Genomic DNA, 20,995 nt, shown 5'->3' with positions numbered 1-20,995 from the left:
AGAGTCTTCTTCTCTTGACGAGAATCCGACCCTTCGGCATGAATCCTTATTCCCAAAAGCGAGAATCGCTCTCTTCTTCCTCTTCTTCGAGCTCGAACGTAATGCGTTTATTCACAGGATCGACGACGAAATAGGCGCCGTCTTGCTCGATACTTTTGATTTGCATGGCCTGGTCACTTCCGATTTCGAGAGTGAGACGGATTCGATTGTCATCATCGACGAGCAAAATGCCGTCCTCTTTTAACCAGAGCTCCATGACAGGTGAATAACGAAGTAGCCATTCATTCGATAACGGGATTTCATTCATACGGTTGTGTGCCTCCTGCGATTATAAATCCATTGTACGATGTCTGTTCCTACATAGGATACCAAATGTGGCGAGGGAAGACGAGCGTTATGTAGAGCGTTTTCGAGTCGTAGAGTGCATTCTGTCCACGACGCGTTTGATTCGTTTCTGGTTCCGTCTTTCTACAAAATACTCGTTTGCCTGCATGAAGAGTTGTTTGAAGGAAGAGAGTCCCATGGCAATTAGGACGGCAAATAAAAATGTTCCGATTGGATCTTTGTACAATTCGGTCTGGAACAAAAAAGCAAGTCCTACGATTGATAAAATGGACGTGAGAAAATAAAAAATCATAGCGGAGTCTCCTTTTCTTAAAGGTATGAAAGAAAAAGGCATAGTCTTTTAATCGTATTCGACTTTTTGAAGGTAAATCCTGTTATGTATTGCAAAGAAAAAACGCCTTCAGTGGGCTGAATGGCGTTTACTCTTGAGTCATGTAAGTCGAGGATGACGATACATTCGTGTCGACACCGTTTGAGAAAATAAAACTGAGAGATGCGAGTAATGCGAAAAAGGCGACAAGCAATCCTTTTGTAAAACGCTTTGCAAAAGAACGAGACTGTATATCAAACATTTATTATCCCCCAATCAATCCTAAATGAAACCTTATCAATACTGGACACTTCCTATATAATAACGTTTTCAAAAAAAGGATACTAGCAGAAAAAAACACGTTCACAAAATTGTCACAAAATTTTAATAAATCATGCAAGTTCTGTAAACAATCATGATTTCAACAGTCTCAAAACACATTCACATTTTCGACACATTTATTCAAAATGTTGAAAGAGAACATGGTATGATTAGGAACGTGTGTAGATAGGTATACTGACAGTAATAGCTTAGAAAAGGATGTGTGTGTAATGGCATTGCGCGCAGGAGAAGTAGTAGATTTAGTCGCGGAACGTTCTGCTGATTTTGGAGTATTCATTAGTAACGGCCGCGAAGAGGTGCTCCTTCACCGTAAAGAACAAACAGAAGAAGTGACAATCGGTCAAACGGTTCGTGTCTTCTTATATCATGATTCAGAAGGACGTCTCGCATCAACGATGACGATTCCGACCGTTTCATTTGATGAGTATGAATGGTTTGAAGTGACTGGCGTTCGGTATAACACAGGGGTCTTCGTGAATATCGGAATTCAAAAGGACGTTCTCGTTTCGATGGATGACTTACCGGAGAACCGATCATATTGGCCACAAACGGGCGATCAATTGTGTATTCGATTGAAGTATGACCAAAAAGGACGCTTGCTTGGGGACCCTGCACCATATGCGTTCTTGAACTTGTTGGCACGACCGTCGAAAGAAGAATGGAACAACCAGGACGTGCAGGCCATCGTCGTCAATAAACGCGAAGTGGGCGTCAACGTATGGGTCGAAGGGGAATCACTCGGTTTCTTGCATGAGGCTGAGATGACGCGTTGGCCACGTCTCGGAGAACAGTTGACCGTCCGTGTGACGCAGGTCAAACAAGACGGTACGGTCCTCGTTTCGATGAAGCCACGTGCCTATGAGGCGATTGATGGTGATGCGGCGAGCATCCTCTCGTATATTGAAGAACGTGGTGGCCAAATGCCATACGGTGATAAGACATCACCTGACATCATCGACCGTGAATTCGGGATGAGTAAAGCGGCATTTAAACGAGCGCTTGGAAAACTGTTGAAAGAGAAGCAAGTTGAAAAGCTCGACAACGGCTATAAATTGAAATAAGATAACTCATGTTCGAGTGACATGAAAAAGTTTGAAAATGTATTTCTTTCATTTTAGGAAGAAATACGTTATAGTTAATAAAGTTGACTATGAGGAAACATTGAGAAAACGTCTGTAGATCTGTCAAACTGAACTCAGACGTTTTTTGTATGAACAAAGGAGAATATAATTTGACAAAATTTCAAGACTTACAATTAAGTGAAGCATTAGTAAAAGGTGTACACAAAATGGGCTTCGAGGAAGCTACACCGATCCAAGCTGAGACAATTCCTGTCGCACTCACGGGAGTGGACGTATTAGGACAAGCACAAACAGGTACAGGGAAAACAGCAGCTTTCGGTATTCCGACAATTGAGCGAATCGATTCAAAGGCGCGTCAAGTCCAAGCACTCGTTCTTGCACCGACACGTGAACTTGCGATTCAAGTTGCAGAAGAATTAAACAAAATCGGTGAAACGAAGCGCGTATACGCACTTCCAGTATACGGTGGTCAACAAATCGACCGTCAGATCCGTGGTTTGAAAAAGAACCCGCAAATTGTCGTAGCGACACCAGGACGTCTCATGGACCACATGAAACGTAAGACAATCAAACTCGATGACATTCAAACAGTCATCTTGGATGAAGCGGATGAAATGCTCAATATGGGCTTCGTTGAAGATATCGAAACGATTTTGGCTGGTCTTCCTGAAGAGCGCCAAACGCTTCTCTTCTCAGCGACAATGCCACCACAAATCAAAAAGATTGCTGAGCGCTTCATGAAGTCGCCGACAATCATCAAAGTGAAAGCGAAAGAAATGACAGTTGAGAACATCAACCAACAATTCCTTGAATTGCGTGAAGGTCAAAAATTCGATACACTTTGCCGTTTGATCGACATCGATTCACCAGAACTCAGCATCATCTTCGCTCGTACGAAGAAACGTGTAGATGAAGTGACAGAAGCCCTCATCAAACGCGGATACACTGCAGACGGTCTTCACGGAGACTTGACGCAATCAAAACGTGACCAAGTCATTCGTCGTTTCAAAAACGGAACAATCGATATCTTGGTAGCGACTGACGTTGCGGCACGTGGACTTGATATTTCAGGTGTCACACACGTTTACAACTTCGATGTACCACAAGACCCAGAAAGCTACGTACACCGCATCGGTCGTACAGGTCGCGCTGGTAAGACTGGTACAGCCCTCACGTTCATCACGCCACGTGAATTTGGACAAGTGAAGGCAATCGAGCGTGTGACAAACAAGAAGATGAACCGTCGTCACGTACCGACAATCGCGGAAGTACTTGAAGGAAATCAAAAGCAAGCAGCTGAAGAGTTGATCGAACGCGTTCAAGCGGGCGACTTCAAAGCTTACACGCAACTTGCGACAGAGCTTCTTGAAGAGTACGAAGCAGTTGAAATTCTCGCTGCTGCCCTTCGTGGATTGACGAAAGAGCCAGATTCAACACCTGTTGAAATCTCGTACGCTGAACCAGTTCGTGTGAAACGCCAAGGTGGCCGTGGTGGCGATCGCGGTGGATACCGTGGTCGTAACGACCGTCGTGGCGGTGGCGGTGGCCGTGGTGGCGATCGTCGTGGTGGACGCGGTGGCGAACGTCGTGATGGACGCAGTGGAGACCGTAAAGGATCATTCCGTGGTGACGATCGTCGTCGCTCGGATGACCGTGGTCCACGCCGTCCGCGTGACTAATCATCGTGAAATGCCGCATTTCCCTAAGTGGATTTGCGGCATTTTTTATTGTGTCGTGCTACACTAGTTGAGTAGAGATAGAAGGATGAGGTGTCAACGGATGGTGGAATTAAGTTTCGGTCTCCTTGTGCTGCTTGGTTGTGTAATCGCACTCAAACCAATCGTGTCAAAGACAGACCGTCCTAACTTTCGTTATATCCCCGTGGCGACATTGTTATTTGGAGCGATGATTTTTTTAGTGTTAGCCATTGGAGTAGGCGGAAAGATGGGCATTGCATATGGCGTGGTGAGTATCGCCTATTTTATTGCTTGTTTCGGTGCCTATATGTATGTACACACGCGAACGAGCTGATTGTAGCTCGTTTTCGCATTTAACGAAGAGGTGATGAATTGTGGATGCGGTAGAAGTGATGGTCCATCCTGAAGAAGTGATGGTGACGTATGAACCAATCCTTGGAGCGGCGACGTTTCAAGTGGAAGGATATATGGTACATGGACGATTCCGAGGCGAATCATTGACACCGTTTTTTTATGATGATGACGTTCCCCTCGAGTATCAATTAGACATCGCCAAACGAATGGAGCAACTTGCGGCAGCACAACTTCGTGATGCCAAACCATTCGTCACGTTCAGATGCCGGTCGGAATGGATTCTCGAAGAAGGGGGAGAGGCCTTTTTAGCCCCACTACGTGAACTCAATTTTCCGTTACACCGTATTTATGTGACCTTACAAGGGACGGACTTGGTCGACGTCCCGCGACTGTCCCGCGTCATTCAATATTATCGGTCCTATGGATTGAAAATTGCATTAGACTTTGCCGAATCCACGAGTATCGAAGACATCATGACGCTTGCGCCAGAATTATTGCTCGTCGACCTTGGCACGATGGTCGAGAAAAAGACGTTATCGGTCACCTATCCGAACATGCTTCAGACGATGGAGTATATTGCTTCGAAGCTTGGTGCACCGCTTCTTTACAAATCCATCAACCACATCGGACAGCTTCGTTACGCGTGGCAGCACGGTGGTCGGTATTACATGGGTGGCCTACTAGGCTTGGAAGATGAGATTCCCCAACGAGAAATCAAAGGTATGGGTGTGTTGGCACAAGAAGTGCCTTCCTTCTTTTTACATGACCAGAAACGATTGAATCGCTTGTACGAGCTTGAATTTGAGTTACATCGCCGCATTGGTGAACTAGTTCAATCCGGAAAATGGTCGAGAGACAAGAAAGACGAGTGGATTCAATTCATCGCCCCAAAACTGGAAGAGGTGTTTGTTCGTTATTATATAACGGATAAGACAGGTTTCCAGACGAGTGCGAACGTCTACTGCGTGAATGGAGAATGGCGTGTCGATAATACGTATCGAGGCTATAACTGGAGTTTCCGACCGTATTTCATTCAGACGATGGCGGCGATGGATGTTCGAGGGCGTGGCTATTTATCGGGAGACTATCGTGATTTCAGTTCAAACGAAGTGACGCGAACCTTTAGCTATCCGTTACCGGACGGCATGTTCTTATTTGCCGACATATCCGAGGAGTATTTATATCAAAACCGATTATTGGATTGAAAGGAAGATGGACGATGCTAGATTATGATTACGATGCACTGCGCGAAATCGGGCGAATCGTCGCACTTGCGCGAGATGAGATGGCGAAAGCCATCAAGCCCGGTATGACGACAAAAGAATTAGATGCGATCGGGCAACGTATTTTAGAAGATGAAGGTGCAGCTTCTGCACCGATTACGATGTACGAATTTCCAGGTTACACATGTATCTCGCTCAATGACGTTGCTGCCCATGGTATTCCGGGAGATGAAGTCATTCAAGAGGGCGATATCGTCAATGTCGACGTCTCCGCTGTGAAGGATGGATATTATGCCGATACGGGACGTACAGTGATTGCGGGGGCGGCGAAGTCACCCCAGCACGAACGTTTGGTCGAAGTATCCTTGACTTCATTAGAAGCGGGACTCAGCAAGGTCAAGGCGGGTGTGAAAGTCAATCAGATCGGGAAAGCAATTTACGCTGACGCGAGAAAGAATGGATTCACGGTCATCCGGAACTTGGCCGGACACGGTCTCGGTCGGACATTGCACGGGGAGCCAGAGACGATCTCGAACTATTATAGTCGAGAAGAAAATCAGTTATTAAAAGCCGGGCAAGTGATTGCTGTTGAGACGTTCATCTCGACAAAGGATGAAATCGTCTATCAATCGGAAGAGGATGGTTGGACGCTCTTCACTCCGAACAAGAGTCTTGTTTCGCAGTTCGAGCATACAGTTGTTGTCACAGAAGATGGATATGAAGTGTTAACGGGATCGTTCCGTTAACGTAAAAAAGGTGTGGTTCTCGTGAACCGCACCTTTTTCATGTTTGCAATGTAATCACTTCTTCGCGTAACCGTTCAATCACATTCCAATCTGGTTGTACAGAATCCGGAAGCGTCAACTTTCCATTCTCCACTTCAAGCGGGGTATCGAGTAAATCTTGCTCGAAATAAGCGCTCGTGCCTGACATGTCCGCGGGGAAGCTCGCGCCGCTTAACGAAGCAAACAAGAGTGTATGATATCTTCCGATACCGGATTCATACATGCCACCGACCCAGTATGGCGTTCCGTGTTTTTGAATGTGGAGCGCCTCGCTAAGCCCACCGACACGTGCGGGTTTAATGTTGACGATTTTTCCGGCACCAAGCTGTGCCATCGTATCCACTTCGTCATAAGACGTGATGGATTCGTCGAGACAAATGGGGGTCGTGAGTTTTGCTTGGAGAGCCGCTGATTTTGTGAATTGTCGGCTTGGGTACGGTTGTTCGATCATCAATAACCGATGGGCATCGAGTTGTTCGAACCATTCCATTGGTTGATCGGACGCACTTCCGTTTAAATCAATCATGAGAGGCGCGTCAGGGAAGACCGCGCGAATCTCACGTAGGGCAGGAACCAGTTCATTAGGAGATGCCTTTAATTTGATGCGTTCGAATCCGTCAGCTAATGCCGTCTCGATGGATTTCATCGTTTGATTCAGTAACCCAATCCCGATTGTTCGTCCGCAGGAAACGGAATCTCCGGCGCTCATGAATGACTTGAGTGATTTGTTCGCGCGCGTTGCTTCAATCTCCCAGAGTGCACTTTCCCACATCGCCTTTGCCATGTGCTGACCGATGATGGACGAGACCAAGTTCGGAAACACGTCCGTTGTGACCGTCATCCCTTTCAGTAAATTGAGAATTAGTTTAGACGTATCGATCATGGATTGGGTCGTTTCTTCCGTATACCAAGGTGTTTCGAAAGCGGCACCTTCTCCGTATCCGATGACACCGTCTACGGTCTCTAGACGGAGGATAAGCGTTCTTCGGACAGATAAGACGGCGTGTGCCGTCACAATCGGGTGTTTAAACGTCAAAGGGACGATGGAAAGCTCAGCACGTTTGATCATGACAGTAGCTCCTTTAAGCGATGGCGCATTAATTTTCCGTTCGCGTTTCGTGGTAAATTCGGTGCGTAGTGGATGGCGATCGGGTGCTTGTATTTAGCCAACTGTGAGTCGAGAACATGCTGCATCTCGGCTGGATCATAGGAGCCGACGACGAAGGCGATCGGGACTTCTCCCCAAGTCGGATGCGACTGTTTCGTGACGCCGACGTCTTGAACACCGGCACAGCGTAACATGGCGGCTTCGATTTCAGCCGGATAAACATTTTCACCACCTGAAAGAATAAGGTCGGTTCGGCGATCGTGTACATATAAATAGCCATCCCTCATCATGCCGAGGTCACCCGTTCGCCAATAACCGTCGGGTGTCCAAGCATCTGATTCAGGTTGTTCGAAGTATCCCTTCGTCACAGTTGGTCCCTTTACTTCGATTTCTCCGTCTGAATTAATTCGAATACTTGTTGGGGCGATTGCCTGACCACTCGAACCGATATGCGAGAGCGCTTCGCTCGGGAGCAGCGTGGCGACTTGAGAACACGTCTCGGTCATCCCGTATGTCTGAGCAATCGGTAACTTGCGTCGTTCTGCTTCTTCTAGTAATGAGCGCGGGACGGGTCCGCCTCCGACGAGTAACGTGCGAAGTCGGTGCTTTTTCAGGCCAGCATCGAGCAATCGTTGCAGCATAATTGAGACGAGTGATAGCTGGGTGATGCCTTCTGTCTCGATGACGTGAAGTGTTTGATCGACATCGAATCGTGGCTCGACATAGAGCGTCGAACCGATGATGGCACTCCGATACACTTGAGACAGTCCACTCATGTGAAAGAGCGGGGTCACCGTGAGCATCCGGTCTGATGGACGATAGTCTAAATGCGCTTCAGCGGCTCGGGCACTAGCGAGGTGATTCCCGTACGTCTGTTGCACCGCTTTGGCTCGACCCGTCGTTCCGGACGTAAACATGAGAGACATGGTTTCATCTTCATTCCACTCATGGGGCGCGTTGAAACATGAAGTGGCCCGATCTGTGATCAGAAGTTGGGTGACGGACAAATCGATTTCTGCGTCGACGAGGAGAAGGTTCACTTTTGCTGTTTGTAGCTGAGTACGCACTTCCTCTTCGGTCAGCCGTGTATTCAACGGAACAAGCACTTTTCCGAGCAGATGTACTGCATGAACGGCAATGACATAGTCTTTGCTGTTTTTAGCGAATATGCCAATTCGTTTGGCGGTGGGTGTCTGTTCATGGATGAACTGGGCAAGTTGAAGGCTTTCCGTGCGTAGCATTGCCCATGTCAATCGATCGTCAGCTGTCACAAGGGCGAGATGTGACGCTGGGTGTTTCCGAATCCATTCATACATAGCTGTCACCTCCAAAAAAAGAGTAGCGAAATCGCTACTCTCTCAACAATTAAGGGAAACGTGGGAATTGACCGAAGTCAGGGTCACGTTTTTCTTTGAACGCATCGCGTCCTTCTTTTGCTTCATCTGTCGTGTAGTAGAGAAGCGTTGCGTCTCCAGCGAGTTGCTGAAGTCCGGCAAGACCATCTGTATCTGCGTTCATTGCTGCTTTCAAGAAGCGAAGCGCTGTAGGTGAGTGTTGTAAGATTTCTTGGCACCACTTGATCGTTTCTGCTTCAAGTTGATCGAGTGGGACCACCGTGTTGACGAGTCCCATGTCGAGTGCTTCTTGTGCATCGTATTGACGGCAAAGGTACCAGATTTCACGAGCTTTCTTATGGCCGATGATCCGTGCCAAGTATCCAGAACCGTATCCTGCATCGAACGAACCGACTTTAGGACCTGTTTGTCCGAAGCGAGCATTGTCCGCTGCAATCGTCAAGTCACAGACGACATGAAGAACGTGTCCTCCGCCGATTGCGAAACCTGCGACCATGGCGATGACCGGTTTTGGAATGACACGAATTAAGCGCTGAAGGTCGAGGACGTTCAAGCGTGGGATTTCATCGTCCCCGACATAGCCGCCATGTCCACGAACCTTTTGGTCCCCACCTGAACAGAATGCCTTTTCGCCTTCACCTGTCAAGATGATGACGCCGACTTCTTTATCGTCGCGCGCGCGAGCGAATGCATCAATCAATTCATTGACCGTCAACGGACGGAATGCATTGCGCACTTCGGGACGGTTGATGGTGATTTTGGCAATCCCGTTCCACGTTTCATATTTAATGTCTTCATACGTCCGGACCGATGTCCAGTTCGCTACTGATTCCATTTTAAATACCCCCTAAAATCAATTTCTTTATTATTGTACCAAACTCTGATGCATTCTCAATATGAGGAGCATGCCCTGCGTTTGAAATTTCATAGATTTTAATATCTGGTCGCTCTTCCTGCATGTATCTTGCGATGGCTTTGAACTTGAGATCGTCTGACCCGACAATCAAGTCGGTACGGGGGAGACACTGCAATGTGCCCCATAACGATGGCATATGTCCCGTACCGATTGACCGCAAACTGTTTGCGAGGGCATTCGGTTGTTGGGCGAGCCGACCTGTTCGGAGTGAACGTTTCATGTCTTCCGTCTGTCGCCAAAGCGGAAGGTTCTCCCAACGATTCACGAATGCAGCGATACCCTTGGTTTCAATCAAGTGAGCCAATTCTGCATCTTGGCGGCGGCGTGCGGCTCGTTCCTTAGAAGTGAGCAGACCGGGGGTCGTGCTGATCCCGATGACATGTTCGACACGCTCGTCGCATGCGGCGAGTGTCAATGCGATTCTCCCACCGAGTGAATAGCCGACGACTGTCCAAGGTCGGTCGTCCGTATCCAGTAAGCGGGACAAATCCTTAACTTGCTGACTCATTGTCGAACGATTGACTGAAGGGTGCTCCGTTGCGCCATGTTGGAGGAGCGACGGTGACACAAGACGAATCGGTAATGTAGGGAGCGAATCGACCCAATGGGCGTTTCCGGTGAATCCGTGTAAAAATAATACCGGTTTTCCCTCACCGCGATGAATCACTTCATAACGTACGCCACGTAAATCGATGTTCATGATTCGTTCTCCGTGATGAGGCGAGCGCAGACAGATTGTGTCCAACCTCGATGGATCGTCACATTCTCCTCACGATTCGATGGGAATTCGATTAAATGAACGCCATCTTCAATCGCTTCTTGAATTTCATCCGGTCGTTCAATTAGACGATACGATAAGCCATATGTGTCAGCAAATCCACGGATATTTAAATCAAGCGGTGTGCCGAATAAATCTTCGAACAACTGTGTGTCGATAGAAGCCTGCGGGAGGAAGGAAAATATCCCTCCACCGTTATTGTTAGCAATCACGACGGAAAATTTTCCGGGATGATGCTTTAACAGTTGCAAGGCGTTGCTATCATGATAGAACGCTAAATCACCGATCAATAGAGCGCCGTGAGCCGTATCATAACTGCTTCCGAGTGCAGTGGATAACACACCATCAATTCCGTTTGCGCCTCGATTGGCGAGAACGTGTATATTCGTGCCGGCAGACAGTGATGTATCTATATCTCGAATCGGCATACTATTACTGACGAATAGACGCTCAATCGATGTATCGAGCAATCGTTTCGTCAATTCCGCTTCACCTTGAAGTGACGATTTTGCAGACTCGGCAACCTCTTCAAAAAAGCGTAAACGTTCAAGGTACCGAGGTTCGTTTGCGGATGCGATGAGCGGTAGAAAATCGAGTGCGTCGCCGTAACAGATGGTGGCTCGGCTACTTGGGTCGCGATAAGATCCCGGTTCATCGATGACGAGTTGATCCGCCATGGCCATCCATTGATTGAAGCGTTTCGAAACAGGTGCAGCCCCGAAACGGACGAACACCTCAGGTAACCAATCAGTCCGATGCTCACTCGCGAGCCACGTGTCATAGTTGGTCAAGACGCCGTCGAAACGTCGCATGCCACTAAGAGGATCGGCAAAAATCGGGATCTGTCGTTCGGAAGCGAATTCAACAATGGATTTCTGCCAAGATGTCGGGGTGTAAGGTCCGACGACGAAGGCGAGTCGTTTTTGACTCGTGCATTCCGAGAAAATGTTTTTGTCTGCTTGTGTCGGCCGAATACGCTGTCGTTCTGGCAAGACAGGGTCAGCTTTTAACATCTGTTTCAATGACTCGAGGTCAGGAAGCAGGGGCTCTCGAAACGGTACATTCAAATGAACAGGTCCCATCGGTGCTTGCATTGACAGATTCGTGAAGCGGGTAATCGTTTGTTTCATAAACGATAACGTTGTCTCCTCTGGAACAGGCAAATCAATGCTCGTCTTCACTTGTTCACCGTAGAGGCGGACTTGATTGATTGCTTGTGGAGCCCCGACATTGCGCAGTTCATGAGGACGGTCGGTTGTCAGTACGACGAGTGGCAACTGCGATATGAACGCTTCTGTCACAGCTGAATAGTAGTTTGTTGCCGCCGTTCCACTTGTGCAAATCAATGCGACCGGTCGAATTGTTTCTGACGCACGGGTCAGTCCAAGAGCAAAAAATCCGGCAGATCGTTCATCGACGATGATGTGATGACGAATCTGAGGATGAAGATATGCCGCTACAGCGAGCGGAGTCGAGCGGGATCCTGGGCTGATGACTACGTCTTTTACACCGGACGCAACAAGCCGATTTACCATGGATGCGACCCAATCGGTCAAAACCTTATTCATCTAGGGTGCCTCCTTGATTGTGTAAATCAAACTGCAAAGCTTGTTTGATTGGACTCATTTTTATTTCTGTTTCTTCGAGCTCTTGCTCGAGTGCAGAGTCTTTCACAATCCCACATCCAGCATACAGTGCGACGAATTGGTGTTGAACGAGTGCAGAGCGGATTGCCACGACAAACTCGCCGTCGCCTTCATTGTCTACCCAACCAAACGGAGAACCGTACCACCCGCGGTCGAATCGCTCGATTTCACGAAGCAATCGGACCGATGTCCGCTTCGGAGAGCCGCCGAGTGCTGGCGTTGGATGTAGCGATTCCGCAAGTGACAGCAAGGAAGCATTTGTTTCGAGTGTCGCTTGAATTGGGGTGTGTAGATGGAACACCGAGCGATTTGCCAAAATTTGCGGAGTATCTCGTGTTTGAATCGGTGCAGTATAGGGTGTCAACGCCTGCTTGATGTCTTTCACGACAATTTGATGCTCCTCACGATTTTTTGAATCGTTTAGGAGTTTCTCTTTCGCAATTTCTGCCTCGATCTCGGTTTTCGGACGCTTGATTGTCCCGGCGATGGCAGCCGTGTTCAGTTGCATGCCTTCTTTTTGAATCAATCGTTCAGGAGTCGCCCCAAAGAAACCAGTGTCACGCTTTGGTTGATACAAATAGATGTAACTAGATTCTTGATGATCTGCTAAATGCTTCAAACTTTTTGAGAAGGGGAACGCATCATCGGAACGCTGATAAATTTCTTCGCGGGCAATCACGATTTTTTCAACTCGTTCTTCTTCAATCAACTGTTTAGCCTGTTGGAAACTGGACTTGAAGTGATCGACCCCATCTTTCACTTTTGTATAAGACGGCGTCGCTTCTTCCGTCGGACGAAGTGAACTGAACTGGGCCAACTGATCTGCCAATTGAATCAAATACTGTTCGACCGACTGCTTCGAAGAGACGAGAGTGGCCACTGTCAACGTGTGTCGGTCTTTATAGCGACGGTATAAAAATTTTGGGACGACGAGTGATGCTTCCCCAAAGGCATCCCACATACTTTTTTGTGGTCGCATAAACGTGTCGAATGAAAAACCGGCGAACGCGTGGATTGTCGCATCGACATCTCGTCGGTGAAGACTCCAATCGTATTGAAGTCGCTGAAATCGTTCGGGTCCAGAAGCGCTCAAGACGAGTGCATCCCCGCAACCTAGCATTTCGAGCGTCCGGTCTGGTGTCATGAAATAATAATGGGACGTATCGGTGTTCTGGATGATTTGAAAAGCATCGAACGCCGAGATTTCCCATGTGTATGATGCGAGGACAGGCCGTTGCCAAGCTCGCGCCCGTTTATGGGCCTGCTCAATTCGCTGTTTTATATGTGTTTGAGTATCTGGCATAAAAGAAAAGCCTCCTCAATCCGATAGAATTCTCACTTTTTAGTGTATCATGAGTTCGTAATACACCTGCCTATGAAATGCTCGGGAAATGATCAAGAATCTAGGATAATGGGCTGGCGTTGACAGATTTTTTCATCGAGACGTAAACTAACGAAGGGAGGGAACGAAATGAAACAGAAATCGAAAGGGGCATATTGGCGAATGATTCGCCCGCATACCCTGACCGCAAGCTTTATTCCGGTCTTGCTCGGGACGTTCATCGTCCTCGATCAAACCGAACTCAAGTGGGGACTTTTCCTTGCCATGTTAGTGGCATCTGTCCTTATTCAAATCGCGACGAACTTATTTAACGAGTATTATGACTACAAGCGTGGTCTTGATCATGAGGGGTCAATCGGAATCGGAGGCTCCATCGTACGTGATGGATTTACACCACAGCAAGTATTAGCGGTGGCGCTCGGCATGTATACGATTGCGGCACTACTCGGGCTCTACATTGCGGCATCCACAAGCTGGCATTTGCTTTGGATCGGCGCCTTGTCTATGCTTGTCGGCTACTTATATACTGGAGGGCCGCTACCGATTGCCTATACGCCGTTTGGTGAAATTGTCGCTGGGCTATTCATGGGATATGTCATCATCGGGATTGCCGGCTTTATCCAAATCAATACGGTGACGACGGAGTTGCTACTCGTGTCGTTCCCGATGGCCTTGTTGATCGGAGCAATCTTACTTGCGAATAACATCCGTGATTTAGATAACGATAAAGAGAATGGTCGAAAAACGATCGCATGTCTAGTCGGTCATCGACGTGCGGTATATGTATTGGCCGCATTCTTTATCGCGGCATTAATCGGCATCATCTTAGCGGTTGTATTATATGGCGTCACTCCGTGGGTCTTGCTGTCGCTCTTTACGGTGCCGGTCATGGTCCGGGCGATTCAACGGTTTTGGCAGAAGGCAGAACCGGCCGCATTGATGCCTGCAATGGCGATGACAGCGAAAGTGAACACGCTGTTCGGAGCATGGATGGTCATCGGACTCATCGTTTCAAGATTTGTGTTGTAAAAAAGAGGAGGCGTTAACGTGTCAGTCGTAAAAGAAATGCTTGAATTCAATAAACGTTTCGTAGAGGAAAAACAGTACGAACCGTTCGTATCTGATAAATTTCCAGATAAGAAAATCGTCATTTTGACGTGTATGGATACACGTTTGACGGAACTATTACCTCAAGCGCTAGGACTTAAGAATGGAGACGCTAAAATCATTAAAAATGCGGGTGCAGTCTTGTCACACCCATTCGGTTCGGCCATGCGCTCCATTTTGGTCGCACTCTATGCGCTAGGAGCAGAAGAAGTTGTCGTTGTCGGACATTACGATTGTGGGATGGCGGCGATTGAACCGACTGTCGTCATCGAAGAGATGGAGCGTCGTGGAATCGACCCGCAAACGTTGAAGACGCTAAAGTCTTCAGGAATGGATTTGGAGCAGTGGCTACATGGATTTGATTCAGTTGAAGAGAACGTCGTTCATTCTGTTAACCTGATCAATAACCATCCACTGTTACCACCAGGAACGAATGTACACGGATTCGTGATTGACCCGGCGACGGGACGTCTTGATCCGATCGAAGCATAAGAAAGGAGCGCGTTCAGCTTGAACGTGCTCCTTTTGAATTATCCGTACGTGTTCGTCGGGATGTCATCATAGTTATCTTCTTCTTGCTTTTGTTTCGCTTTCTTTTTGTTCTTTTTGAAGTCGCGTTCGTGTTCCTGTTCACTCGGTGTCTTGAAGAAGCGCATCCATGTCGCGTTGATTTCAGATCCGATTAAAATAATCATCCCGGTTAATTGTAACCAGAGCAACGTGACGATGATTCCTCCGAGTGAACCGTAAGTCGAGTCGTAACTCCCAAAGTTTGAAACGTATAGGCTGAAACCGAATGAGACGACTTGCCAACCGATGACACCGAAGATGGCACCGGGGATAGTGCTTTTCCAAAAGACGTGCTGTTGTGGAGATACTTTATAAAAAATCGAAAGCGTCAAAATGAGGACAACCGTCGTAAGGACATATCGGAACACGTTGATTATCATTTCTTCGGCTCCGGTAATGTTGACGGGTAAATACTCAGTGACGAATGAAATGATTTGAGACCCGAACACGTTCGAGAGAATCAGCAGTAGCATCCCGATCCCAAGCAGAATCGTCAATCCGAGTGCCAACCCTTTTTTCACAAAAAAGTTACGTTCATTGTCTTCACCATAAGCATGAAGGGAGGTCGTGATGAGACGGTCGACCCCTTTTGCGGCGGACCAAATCGCCAAAATCGCACCGAGCGATAAAAGACCGCCTCGCGGTTCGCCAATCGCCTCGAAAATTCCCGTTAAAAAACCGGAAGCTGCGGACCCGGGTGCCAAATCGTTCAATTGATTCTGAAACGAATCTTGTGAGACGTCGAAAAAGGACAAGAGCGCCAAAATAAAGATGATTCCAGGAAAAATGGATAAAAACCAAAAGAATGCGAGGGTAGCCCCGTAGTCTTGAACATCATGCTCTTGAAATCGTCGAAATAACTCTTTCCCAAATGAAAGCCAATTCTTTTTTTCTTTCACTTCTGTCATTGCCATAATAAAACCCTCCTGACTCGATCGTTAAAAAACGTTTCCCGAATTCGGCAAGGTGTACACCTGATTACTCCTCCGATAAGGTCAAATCGTAAAAACGTTCCTCATGTGAGGCGAGTTTTTCAGCAAGTGAAGGTGGACGAACGGGGAGATGAGGGAGTGCAGACCGTTTAATCCACATCGGTGTATACGATCCGTTAGTCTGTTCTTCTTGAAACTCTTCACCTGTTCCGGTCCCGAATTCGCCACCTGTCATCTTCGCCCAATAATAAGGATTTAACTCGTTATTGAATGCGACGTAGGCAGCGACACCTTCTAGTTCCACGTGAACACCGAGTTCTTCAAATGCTTCACGTACGGCCGTCTCTTCTGTTGTGTGCCCATATTCGACTCCGCCACCAGGGAAAACGTAATAGAGGACGTTTTCTTTTTCGCGACGGATCAAAGCCACTTCATCTTGATCATTCATTAAAATAATCGCGCTTCTTAATTTCGTTCGAACCAATGAAATCGTTCCTTTCGTTCCTGTGATTTTGCACAAAACGCATCGACGATTCGCCGATGCGTTCTATTTATTCTTGCGTAGGTTGTTCTAATGATGCGTACATCTCTTGCGTCAATCCGTTCTCATGCGAAGCGATGACTTTTCCTGCGACACGCATACCTAATCGAAGCGCCTCTTCAATCGAGTGTTGTTTCATAAGTTCAGAAATGACAGCGGAGAAGAAGGAGTCACCAGCTCCCGTGGAGTCTGCGACTTTCACTTTCGTCGTCGGGACGTGACCTTGTTCGTTCGTACGAAGGTCCACATACACGGCACCAAGTTCACTCATCGTGACGATGGTGAGGGGGGCACCTTTCATGGCGAGTACTTCCGCGACACGAAGGGCATCGTCTACCGTGACGATTGACATGTCGGATAAAATTTCCGCTTCTTCACGACTGCAGATGAATCCTGTGAATCCTTGAAGCAAATGGCGGTTTCGTTCGATGACGGATAGGTGGCCACAGACACCATAAAGCGGTAAATCCATTTCACGGCATAGTTCAATCGTCTCGTTCAAGACGTTGACCGATAAGTCTAAGTCGATGGCGACCGCATCGCTCTCTTCAAAGACCGTATCGATTTGACGTAAAATCGCTTCTTCCATACGGGCTTCGTCTGGTTGTTTCGAAATAGATGTTTGAAGATCACCGTTATTGTCCATCACAGCGAGCCACATGCCCATACCATTATCGTCAAGCATGTCGACCCCGTCGACGTTTACATTCAAGCAACGTAATTCTTCGAGGACACCGACACCGATTTGGTCGTTCGTGACGGTCGAGACGAAGCGGACATCGTTGCCGAGCACACCTAAGTTTTGAGCAACGTTTCGACCTGTTCCGCCATTGGAGAAAGTGATGTCGCCGACATTCTTCGCATCTTTGTGGAGCGGTGCGAAGGAAGTCCCTTTAATATCGACAAACACCTTGCCGATGACTGCAATCGTATTCATATCTTGTACCACCTTTAGTCAATCTTTCGATCAGTTTCAGTCTGTAGACACATTGTTTCAATTATAACGAAATCGACATATTGTTTCAATCCTCGATTCCATTTTGTCGAATAGATCACTCCCATGATGACGTGAGGAGTCGAAGACCGTTCAAAATAACCAAAATAGTGGAACCTTCATGTCCGACGACCGCGAACGGCATGATGAGTAACTCAAAGATGTTCGTTGCGATCAGAACGAGGATCACACCGAGTGCAAAAACGACGTTCTGTAAGACGATGCGATTCAACTTACGTGATTGACGAATGGCGTCGCTCAATCGGACGAGGTCGTTTTTCATTAAGACGACATCTGCCGTTTCAAGTGCGGCATCCGTACCTTCGCCCATGGCAATCCCCACGTCGGCGGTCGCAAGGGCGGGGGCATCATTGATTCCGTCGCCGATCATCCCGATTGTTCCATATTCCTCTCGTAACATCTTGATTTGCGAAACCTTCTCTTCAGGCAAGCATTCGGCGATATAGCGTGTCAATCCAGCTTCGTTCGCAATAGCGCGAGCGGTTGCCTCGTTGTCTCCGGTAATCATGATGGTCGCAATCCCTAAGTCGTTCAGTCGCTTAATTGCTACCTTTGCCTCGGGTCGTAGCGTGTCACGTAAGGCGTAAGCACCGATTGTACGTGTCTCGTCACTGATGAAGACGAGTGTATGACCGGCCTCTTTCAATCGTTCGACATCATTCTTAAAGAAATCACCGCTTCGGTCAGCGAACTTCTGTTTTCCTACCCGATACGTCGTCCCGTCAATCGTTGCTTCAATTCCGGAGCCTGTGATGTCTTTGAAGTGTGTCATTTCCCCGCTATGTTTTCCGGTGTAGGAAACGAGCGCTTCAGCAAGTGGATGCATCGAATGCTCTTCAATCAAACTGACAATTCGGTTGACATCCTCTTCTTCTAATGAAGGTGAGATGAGCGCTTCTTGCACAATCGGTTTCCCAATTGTGAGTGTCCCGGTCTTGTCAAAGGCGATTGCTTTTAGACGTCCCATGTTCTCGATATGAGCACCGCCTTTAAAGAGAATCCCGTGTTTTGCAGAAGAGGCGATGGCAGCCAGCGCGGCCGGTGTGATGGCGGCGACGAGTGCGCAAGGGGAGGCGACAACGAGAAGGATCATGCCGCGATAGATGCTCGTTTCAAGAGACCACGACGTGACGAACGGTCCGAGAATGATGATGGCCGCAACAGAGAAGAGCACGATTTGAACATAACGTCCTTCATATCGATCGATGAACTGTGCAGACGGTGATTTCTCTTCTTGCGCTTGTTGGACCATTTGAATGATCTTTTGGAACAGTGTTTCCGTCGCGAGTTTTGTCACTTCAATCGTCAATACCCCGTTCAAGTTGACACTCGATCCGAACACGTCATCACCGACTTGACGATCGACAGGGACAGATTCGCCTGTGATGGCGGCTTCTTCTACGGATGCGTTGCCTTTTACAATTTTTCCATCGACCGGGATGCGTTCACCAGGACGTACATAAATCCGATCTCCGACACGAAGGTCGTCGATATGAACAACCTCGAGTTCATCAGTGTCTGTTAGACGAGTCGCCTGTTCCGGCTGTAATTCCATTAACGATTCGAGGGCACGTTCATTTTTGTTCATCGTATACGTCTCGAGTGCCCCGGATAAAGCAAAGATGAAGATGAGGATTGCCCCTTCCATCCAGTACCCAATCGAAGCGGCACCGATGGCGGCGATAATCATGAGAAGCTCTACATTTAGCGATTTCGTCTCAATCGTATCCGAAATCCCTTCTTTCGCTTTTGCGTATCCTCCGATAAAAAAGGCGGATAAGTAAAGTGTGACATGAATCCAAGGCGCTCCGCCTTGTGTTTCGGCGATATAAGCGAGTACAATCAATACACCGCTAATGAGCGCCATGATCAATTCAATATGTTCGTACCAGCTAGCCCGTTTGAAAACGTGGCTTTTTTCGTGCGTAACCGTTTGGACGTTCATCGATAATCCCTTCTTTCTAATTGAGAATAAATCTCGATTAAATGATAATGACTGATGATGATTATCATCTTCAATTGGCTTAAAATAAAGAATTTATAGAAGTTTAATCTGAATCCTTTATTTATAATGATTATTATCTAGATTTATCTTAACACGCTTATCAGTGACTCACAAATAAAAAGATTAAGGAGTTTTTGTGTCATGCAAAATATATTTGAACGCCCTTGGACGGTGGCGTTATTGGCGATTTTCAATACGTTGTTATGGGGGAGTGCGTTCCCATTCATCAAGTTGAGTTATGAGAAACTTGATATCCAATCGAATGAGTATGGGCAACAACTATTGTTCGCTGGCGAGCGCTTTTTACTCTCAGGGATTCTATTGCTCATCATCAGTCAGACCGTTTTGAAACGGTCTGTCCGATTCACCCGTGAAAAGGTAAAGGCGTATGCGCATCTCGGTTTGTTTTTGACGTTTCTACAATACTTGTTCTTTTATATCGGACTGTCCATTTCGACCGGGGTCCAGGGATCAATCATTGCTGGTTCTACATCGTTTTTCCAAATGGCCCTCGCTCATTTCCGATATGAAGACGACAAATTGAATCGATTGAAGGGGTTTGCTTTAACGTTTGGTTTTTCTGGAATCGTCATCGCGAACTGGCCGGCGACCGGATCTGAAGTTGGTTTTGGGTTAGGAGAGATTTTACTCATCTTGGCAATGGTATCTGGAGCGTTCGGGAACTTGATTGCGAAGGACTACTCGAAGACGTATGATGTTGCCCCGATGACGGCTTGGGCGATGGTGATCGGTTCAGTTGGGTTACTGCTGATCGGCTATCTATTAGACCCGAATGGTGTTTCCATGCCGTACACCGGACAGACGATTGCTTTCTTGTTTTACTTGGCGATGTTGTCAGCGATCGGATTTACATTGTGGAACACATTAATGAAATACAATCCGGTCAGTCGAATTTCACTCTATATCTTCTTAGTTCCCTTATTTGGAGTCATGTTGTCAGGGATTTTACTCGGTGAAACGATTCCATGGAATGCGGTGGTCGGACTCGGATTCGTTATTGTCGGCATTTATTTATCTACGTATTTTCAAGGTCGCCGTACAAAAAAACAAACGGATGTCATTTGAAATAGAGACAGAGTTGACGGAATTGAAATCCCATGACAAAATATATTAAAAATTCTGAATTTTAAAGTTCAAAAATCGGTCTTCGTTTGTAAAGACTTGCGTGCGCAATCATTCAAAGGGAGGAGGAGAAACAATGACTAGAAATCGAATCGTTCGAAACATTCTCATCTCACGTCAGCCGAAAGATGAGTACGTCAAGTACGTGATGAAGTGCGTGAGTCAAAGTTTAAAAGAACGTCACGGTCCAGTGGCGACCCGCGCCACAAGACAAGGTGATGATATTCAGACGAGATGGCAGTTCGATGACCGTGTCGTAGAAGTGACGCTAAAATCCGATGTACTCGCTTCGCTAGACACCGAACCATTCGCGCTAGACGAAGTGTTCATCCGAGCTTTGCAGTTAAACGATGATGAAATGGAACGAGTAGTGGAATAAAACAGAGGCAGGTGGTTCAT

Annotated in this window: 22 protein-coding genes; 9 read left to right on the top strand and 13 right to left on the bottom strand. The window is 47.3% G+C overall.

Annotated features, from left to right (window positions below; genetic code table 11):
- Positions 1-46: 46 nt before the first annotated feature.
- From KNO69_RS12590 to KNO69_RS12580, 3 genes are all read right to left on the bottom strand, one after another.
- Positions 47-307, bottom strand: coding sequence for a hypothetical protein (locus KNO69_RS12590; RefSeq protein WP_015880843.1), 261 nt, complete (start codon positions 305-307; stop codon positions 47-49).
- A gap of 87 nt (positions 308-394) precedes the next feature.
- A complete protein-coding gene (locus KNO69_RS12585; protein WP_074037731.1) occupies positions 395-637 on the bottom strand; it encodes a hypothetical protein in 243 nt (80 codons plus the stop codon).
- A 127-nt stretch (positions 638-764) separates the two neighbouring features.
- Entirely contained in the window at positions 765-917 is a 153-nt protein-coding gene (locus KNO69_RS12580; RefSeq protein WP_015880844.1) for a hypothetical protein, read from the bottom strand.
- Between the two features lie 289 nt (positions 918-1,206).
- Between KNO69_RS12580 and KNO69_RS12575 the strand changes: the two genes are divergently transcribed.
- The 5 genes from KNO69_RS12575 (at position 1,207) to map (ending at position 6,099) form a co-directional block, all read left to right on the top strand.
- On the top strand, positions 1,207-2,058 hold the full coding sequence (locus KNO69_RS12575) for a CvfB family protein (protein WP_015880845.1): 852 nt from the start codon (positions 1,207-1,209) through the stop codon (positions 2,056-2,058).
- Positions 2,059-2,228: 170 nt separating this feature from the next.
- Positions 2,229-3,758: a degradosome RNA helicase CshA gene (cshA, locus tag KNO69_RS12570; RefSeq protein ID WP_015880846.1), complete on the top strand. Its 1,530-nt coding sequence runs from the start codon at positions 2,229-2,231 to the stop codon at positions 3,756-3,758.
- Between the two features lie 100 nt (positions 3,759-3,858).
- Positions 3,859-4,110: a hypothetical protein gene (locus KNO69_RS12565; RefSeq protein WP_015880847.1), complete on the top strand. Its 252-nt coding sequence runs from the start codon at positions 3,859-3,861 to the stop codon at positions 4,108-4,110.
- Positions 4,111-4,150: 40 nt separating this feature from the next.
- Entirely contained in the window at positions 4,151-5,335 is a 1,185-nt protein-coding gene (locus KNO69_RS12560) for an EAL-associated domain-containing protein (protein ID WP_214818431.1), read from the top strand.
- 14 nt (positions 5,336-5,349) lie between these two features.
- Positions 5,350-6,099: a type I methionyl aminopeptidase gene (map, locus tag KNO69_RS12555; protein ID WP_214818428.1), complete on the top strand. Its 750-nt coding sequence runs from the start codon at positions 5,350-5,352 to the stop codon at positions 6,097-6,099.
- 37 nt (positions 6,100-6,136) lie between these two features.
- Here map and menC read toward each other — a convergent pair whose 3' ends face one another.
- From menC to KNO69_RS12525, 6 genes are read right to left on the bottom strand one after another with little or no spacing between them, the layout of a single operon-like run.
- The gene (gene menC, locus KNO69_RS12550; protein ID WP_214818426.1) at positions 6,137-7,207 is read right to left on the bottom strand and encodes an o-succinylbenzoate synthase; all 1,071 of its coding nucleotides are present in this window, start codon (positions 7,205-7,207) and stop codon (positions 6,137-6,139) included.
- A complete protein-coding gene (gene menE, locus KNO69_RS12545; protein WP_214818424.1) occupies positions 7,204-8,562 on the bottom strand; it encodes an o-succinylbenzoate--CoA ligase in 1,359 nt (452 codons plus the stop codon). Before menE ends, menC begins: the two co-directional genes overlap by 4 nt.
- Positions 8,563-8,611: 49 nt before the next feature.
- On the bottom strand, positions 8,612-9,436 hold the full coding sequence (gene menB, locus KNO69_RS12540) for a 1,4-dihydroxy-2-naphthoyl-CoA synthase (protein WP_214818422.1): 825 nt from the start codon (positions 9,434-9,436) through the stop codon (positions 8,612-8,614).
- Between the two features lies 1 nt (position 9,437).
- The gene (locus KNO69_RS12535) at positions 9,438-10,217 is read right to left on the bottom strand and encodes an alpha/beta fold hydrolase (protein WP_214689208.1); all 780 of its coding nucleotides are present in this window, start codon (positions 10,215-10,217) and stop codon (positions 9,438-9,440) included.
- On the bottom strand, positions 10,214-11,863 hold the full coding sequence (gene menD / locus KNO69_RS12530) for a 2-succinyl-5-enolpyruvyl-6-hydroxy-3-cyclohexene-1-carboxylic-acid synthase (RefSeq protein ID WP_214818418.1): 1,650 nt from the start codon (positions 11,861-11,863) through the stop codon (positions 10,214-10,216). Before menD ends, KNO69_RS12535 begins: the two co-directional genes overlap by 4 nt.
- Entirely contained in the window at positions 11,856-13,244 is a 1,389-nt protein-coding gene (locus KNO69_RS12525; protein ID WP_214734552.1) for an isochorismate synthase, read from the bottom strand. The genes menD and KNO69_RS12525 overlap by 8 nt, the downstream gene beginning before the upstream one ends.
- A 168-nt stretch (positions 13,245-13,412) precedes the next feature.
- Between KNO69_RS12525 and KNO69_RS12520 the strand changes: the two genes are divergently transcribed.
- Positions 13,413-14,312 (top strand): 1,4-dihydroxy-2-naphthoate polyprenyltransferase, encoded by a 900-nt coding sequence (locus KNO69_RS12520; protein WP_214818415.1) that lies wholly within the window; start codon positions 13,413-13,415, stop codon positions 14,310-14,312.
- 36 nt (positions 14,313-14,348) lie between these two features.
- On the top strand, positions 14,349-14,882 hold the full coding sequence (locus KNO69_RS12515) for a beta-class carbonic anhydrase (RefSeq protein ID WP_074037968.1): 534 nt from the start codon (positions 14,349-14,351) through the stop codon (positions 14,880-14,882).
- Between the two features lie 38 nt (positions 14,883-14,920).
- Here the strand turns inward: KNO69_RS12515 and KNO69_RS12510 are convergent, their stop codons facing one another.
- From KNO69_RS12510 to KNO69_RS12495, 4 genes are all read right to left on the bottom strand, one after another.
- The gene (locus tag KNO69_RS12510) at positions 14,921-15,874 is read right to left on the bottom strand and encodes a YihY/virulence factor BrkB family protein (protein WP_214818412.1); all 954 of its coding nucleotides are present in this window, start codon (positions 15,872-15,874) and stop codon (positions 14,921-14,923) included.
- A gap of 64 nt (positions 15,875-15,938) precedes the next feature.
- Positions 15,939-16,376: an NUDIX domain-containing protein gene (locus tag KNO69_RS12505; RefSeq protein WP_015880859.1), complete on the bottom strand. Its 438-nt coding sequence runs from the start codon at positions 16,374-16,376 to the stop codon at positions 15,939-15,941.
- 67 nt (positions 16,377-16,443) lie between these two features.
- Complete coding sequence (locus KNO69_RS12500) at positions 16,444-17,370, bottom strand: carbohydrate kinase family protein (RefSeq protein WP_015880860.1); 927 nt, start codon at positions 17,368-17,370, stop codon at positions 16,444-16,446.
- A 115-nt stretch (positions 17,371-17,485) separates the two neighbouring features.
- A complete protein-coding gene (locus tag KNO69_RS12495; protein WP_214818409.1) occupies positions 17,486-19,393 on the bottom strand; it encodes a heavy metal translocating P-type ATPase in 1,908 nt (635 codons plus the stop codon).
- Positions 19,394-19,594: 201 nt separating this feature from the next.
- On the opposite strand from KNO69_RS12495, the gene KNO69_RS12490 reads away from it, so the two are divergent.
- Both KNO69_RS12490 and KNO69_RS12485 read left to right on the top strand, forming a co-directional pair.
- Positions 19,595-20,539 (top strand): DMT family transporter, encoded by a 945-nt coding sequence (locus KNO69_RS12490; RefSeq protein ID WP_214818406.1) that lies wholly within the window; start codon positions 19,595-19,597, stop codon positions 20,537-20,539.
- A gap of 133 nt (positions 20,540-20,672) precedes the next feature.
- Positions 20,673-20,975 carry a hypothetical protein gene (locus KNO69_RS12485; protein WP_031421094.1) on the top strand — a complete coding sequence of 101 codons (303 nt, stop codon included), beginning with the start codon at positions 20,673-20,675 and terminating at the stop codon, positions 20,973-20,975.
- The last annotated feature ends 20 nt before the right edge of the window (positions 20,976-20,995 follow it).

The sequence above is a fragment of the Exiguobacterium sp. s131 genome, assembly GCF_018617345.1.
Classification (GTDB): Bacteria; Bacillota; Bacilli; order Exiguobacteriales; family Exiguobacteriaceae; genus Exiguobacterium; species Exiguobacterium profundum.
The sequence above is the reverse complement of the archived record's forward strand: the minus strand, read 5'-3'. Positions and strand labels throughout refer to the sequence as shown.

Coding starts and splice junctions, on each gene's coding strand:
- KNO69_RS12510 (WP_214818412.1), bottom strand. CDS start 15,874: ATGGCAATGACAGAAGTGAAAGAAAAAAAGAATTGGCTTTCATTTGGG.
- KNO69_RS12485 (WP_031421094.1), top strand. CDS start 20,673: ATGACTAGAAATCGAATCGTTCGAAACATTCTCATCTCACGTCAGCCG.
- KNO69_RS12495 (WP_214818409.1), bottom strand. CDS start 19,393: ATGAACGTCCAAACGGTTACGCACGAAAAAAGCCACGTTTTCAAACGG.
- KNO69_RS12580 (WP_015880844.1), bottom strand. CDS start 917: ATGTTTGATATACAGTCTCGTTCTTTTGCAAAGCGTTTTACAAAAGGA.
- menD (WP_214818418.1), bottom strand. CDS start 11,863: ATGAATAAGGTTTTGACCGATTGGGTCGCATCCATGGTAAATCGGCTT.
- KNO69_RS12490 (WP_214818406.1), top strand. CDS start 19,595: ATGCAAAATATATTTGAACGCCCTTGGACGGTGGCGTTATTGGCGATT.
- menB (WP_214818422.1), bottom strand. CDS start 9,436: ATGGAATCAGTAGCGAACTGGACATCGGTCCGGACGTATGAAGACATT.
- map (WP_214818428.1), top strand. CDS start 5,350: ATGCTAGATTATGATTACGATGCACTGCGCGAAATCGGGCGAATCGTC.
- KNO69_RS12585 (WP_074037731.1), bottom strand. CDS start 637: ATGATTTTTTATTTTCTCACGTCCATTTTATCAATCGTAGGACTTGCT.
- KNO69_RS12500 (WP_015880860.1), bottom strand. CDS start 17,370: ATGAATACGATTGCAGTCATCGGCAAGGTGTTTGTCGATATTAAAGGG.
- menE (WP_214818424.1), bottom strand. CDS start 8,562: ATGTATGAATGGATTCGGAAACACCCAGCGTCACATCTCGCCCTTGTG.
- menC (WP_214818426.1), bottom strand. CDS start 7,207: ATGATCAAACGTGCTGAGCTTTCCATCGTCCCTTTGACGTTTAAACAC.
- KNO69_RS12575 (WP_015880845.1), top strand. CDS start 1,207: ATGGCATTGCGCGCAGGAGAAGTAGTAGATTTAGTCGCGGAACGTTCT.
- KNO69_RS12525 (WP_214734552.1), bottom strand. CDS start 13,244: ATGCCAGATACTCAAACACATATAAAACAGCGAATTGAGCAGGCCCAT.
- KNO69_RS12520 (WP_214818415.1), top strand. CDS start 13,413: ATGAAACAGAAATCGAAAGGGGCATATTGGCGAATGATTCGCCCGCAT.
- KNO69_RS12535 (WP_214689208.1), bottom strand. CDS start 10,217: ATGAACATCGATTTACGTGGCGTACGTTATGAAGTGATTCATCGCGGT.
- KNO69_RS12515 (WP_074037968.1), top strand. CDS start 14,349: ATGCTTGAATTCAATAAACGTTTCGTAGAGGAAAAACAGTACGAACCG.
- KNO69_RS12590 (WP_015880843.1), bottom strand. CDS start 307: ATGAATGAAATCCCGTTATCGAATGAATGGCTACTTCGTTATTCACCT.
- KNO69_RS12565 (WP_015880847.1), top strand. CDS start 3,859: ATGGTGGAATTAAGTTTCGGTCTCCTTGTGCTGCTTGGTTGTGTAATC.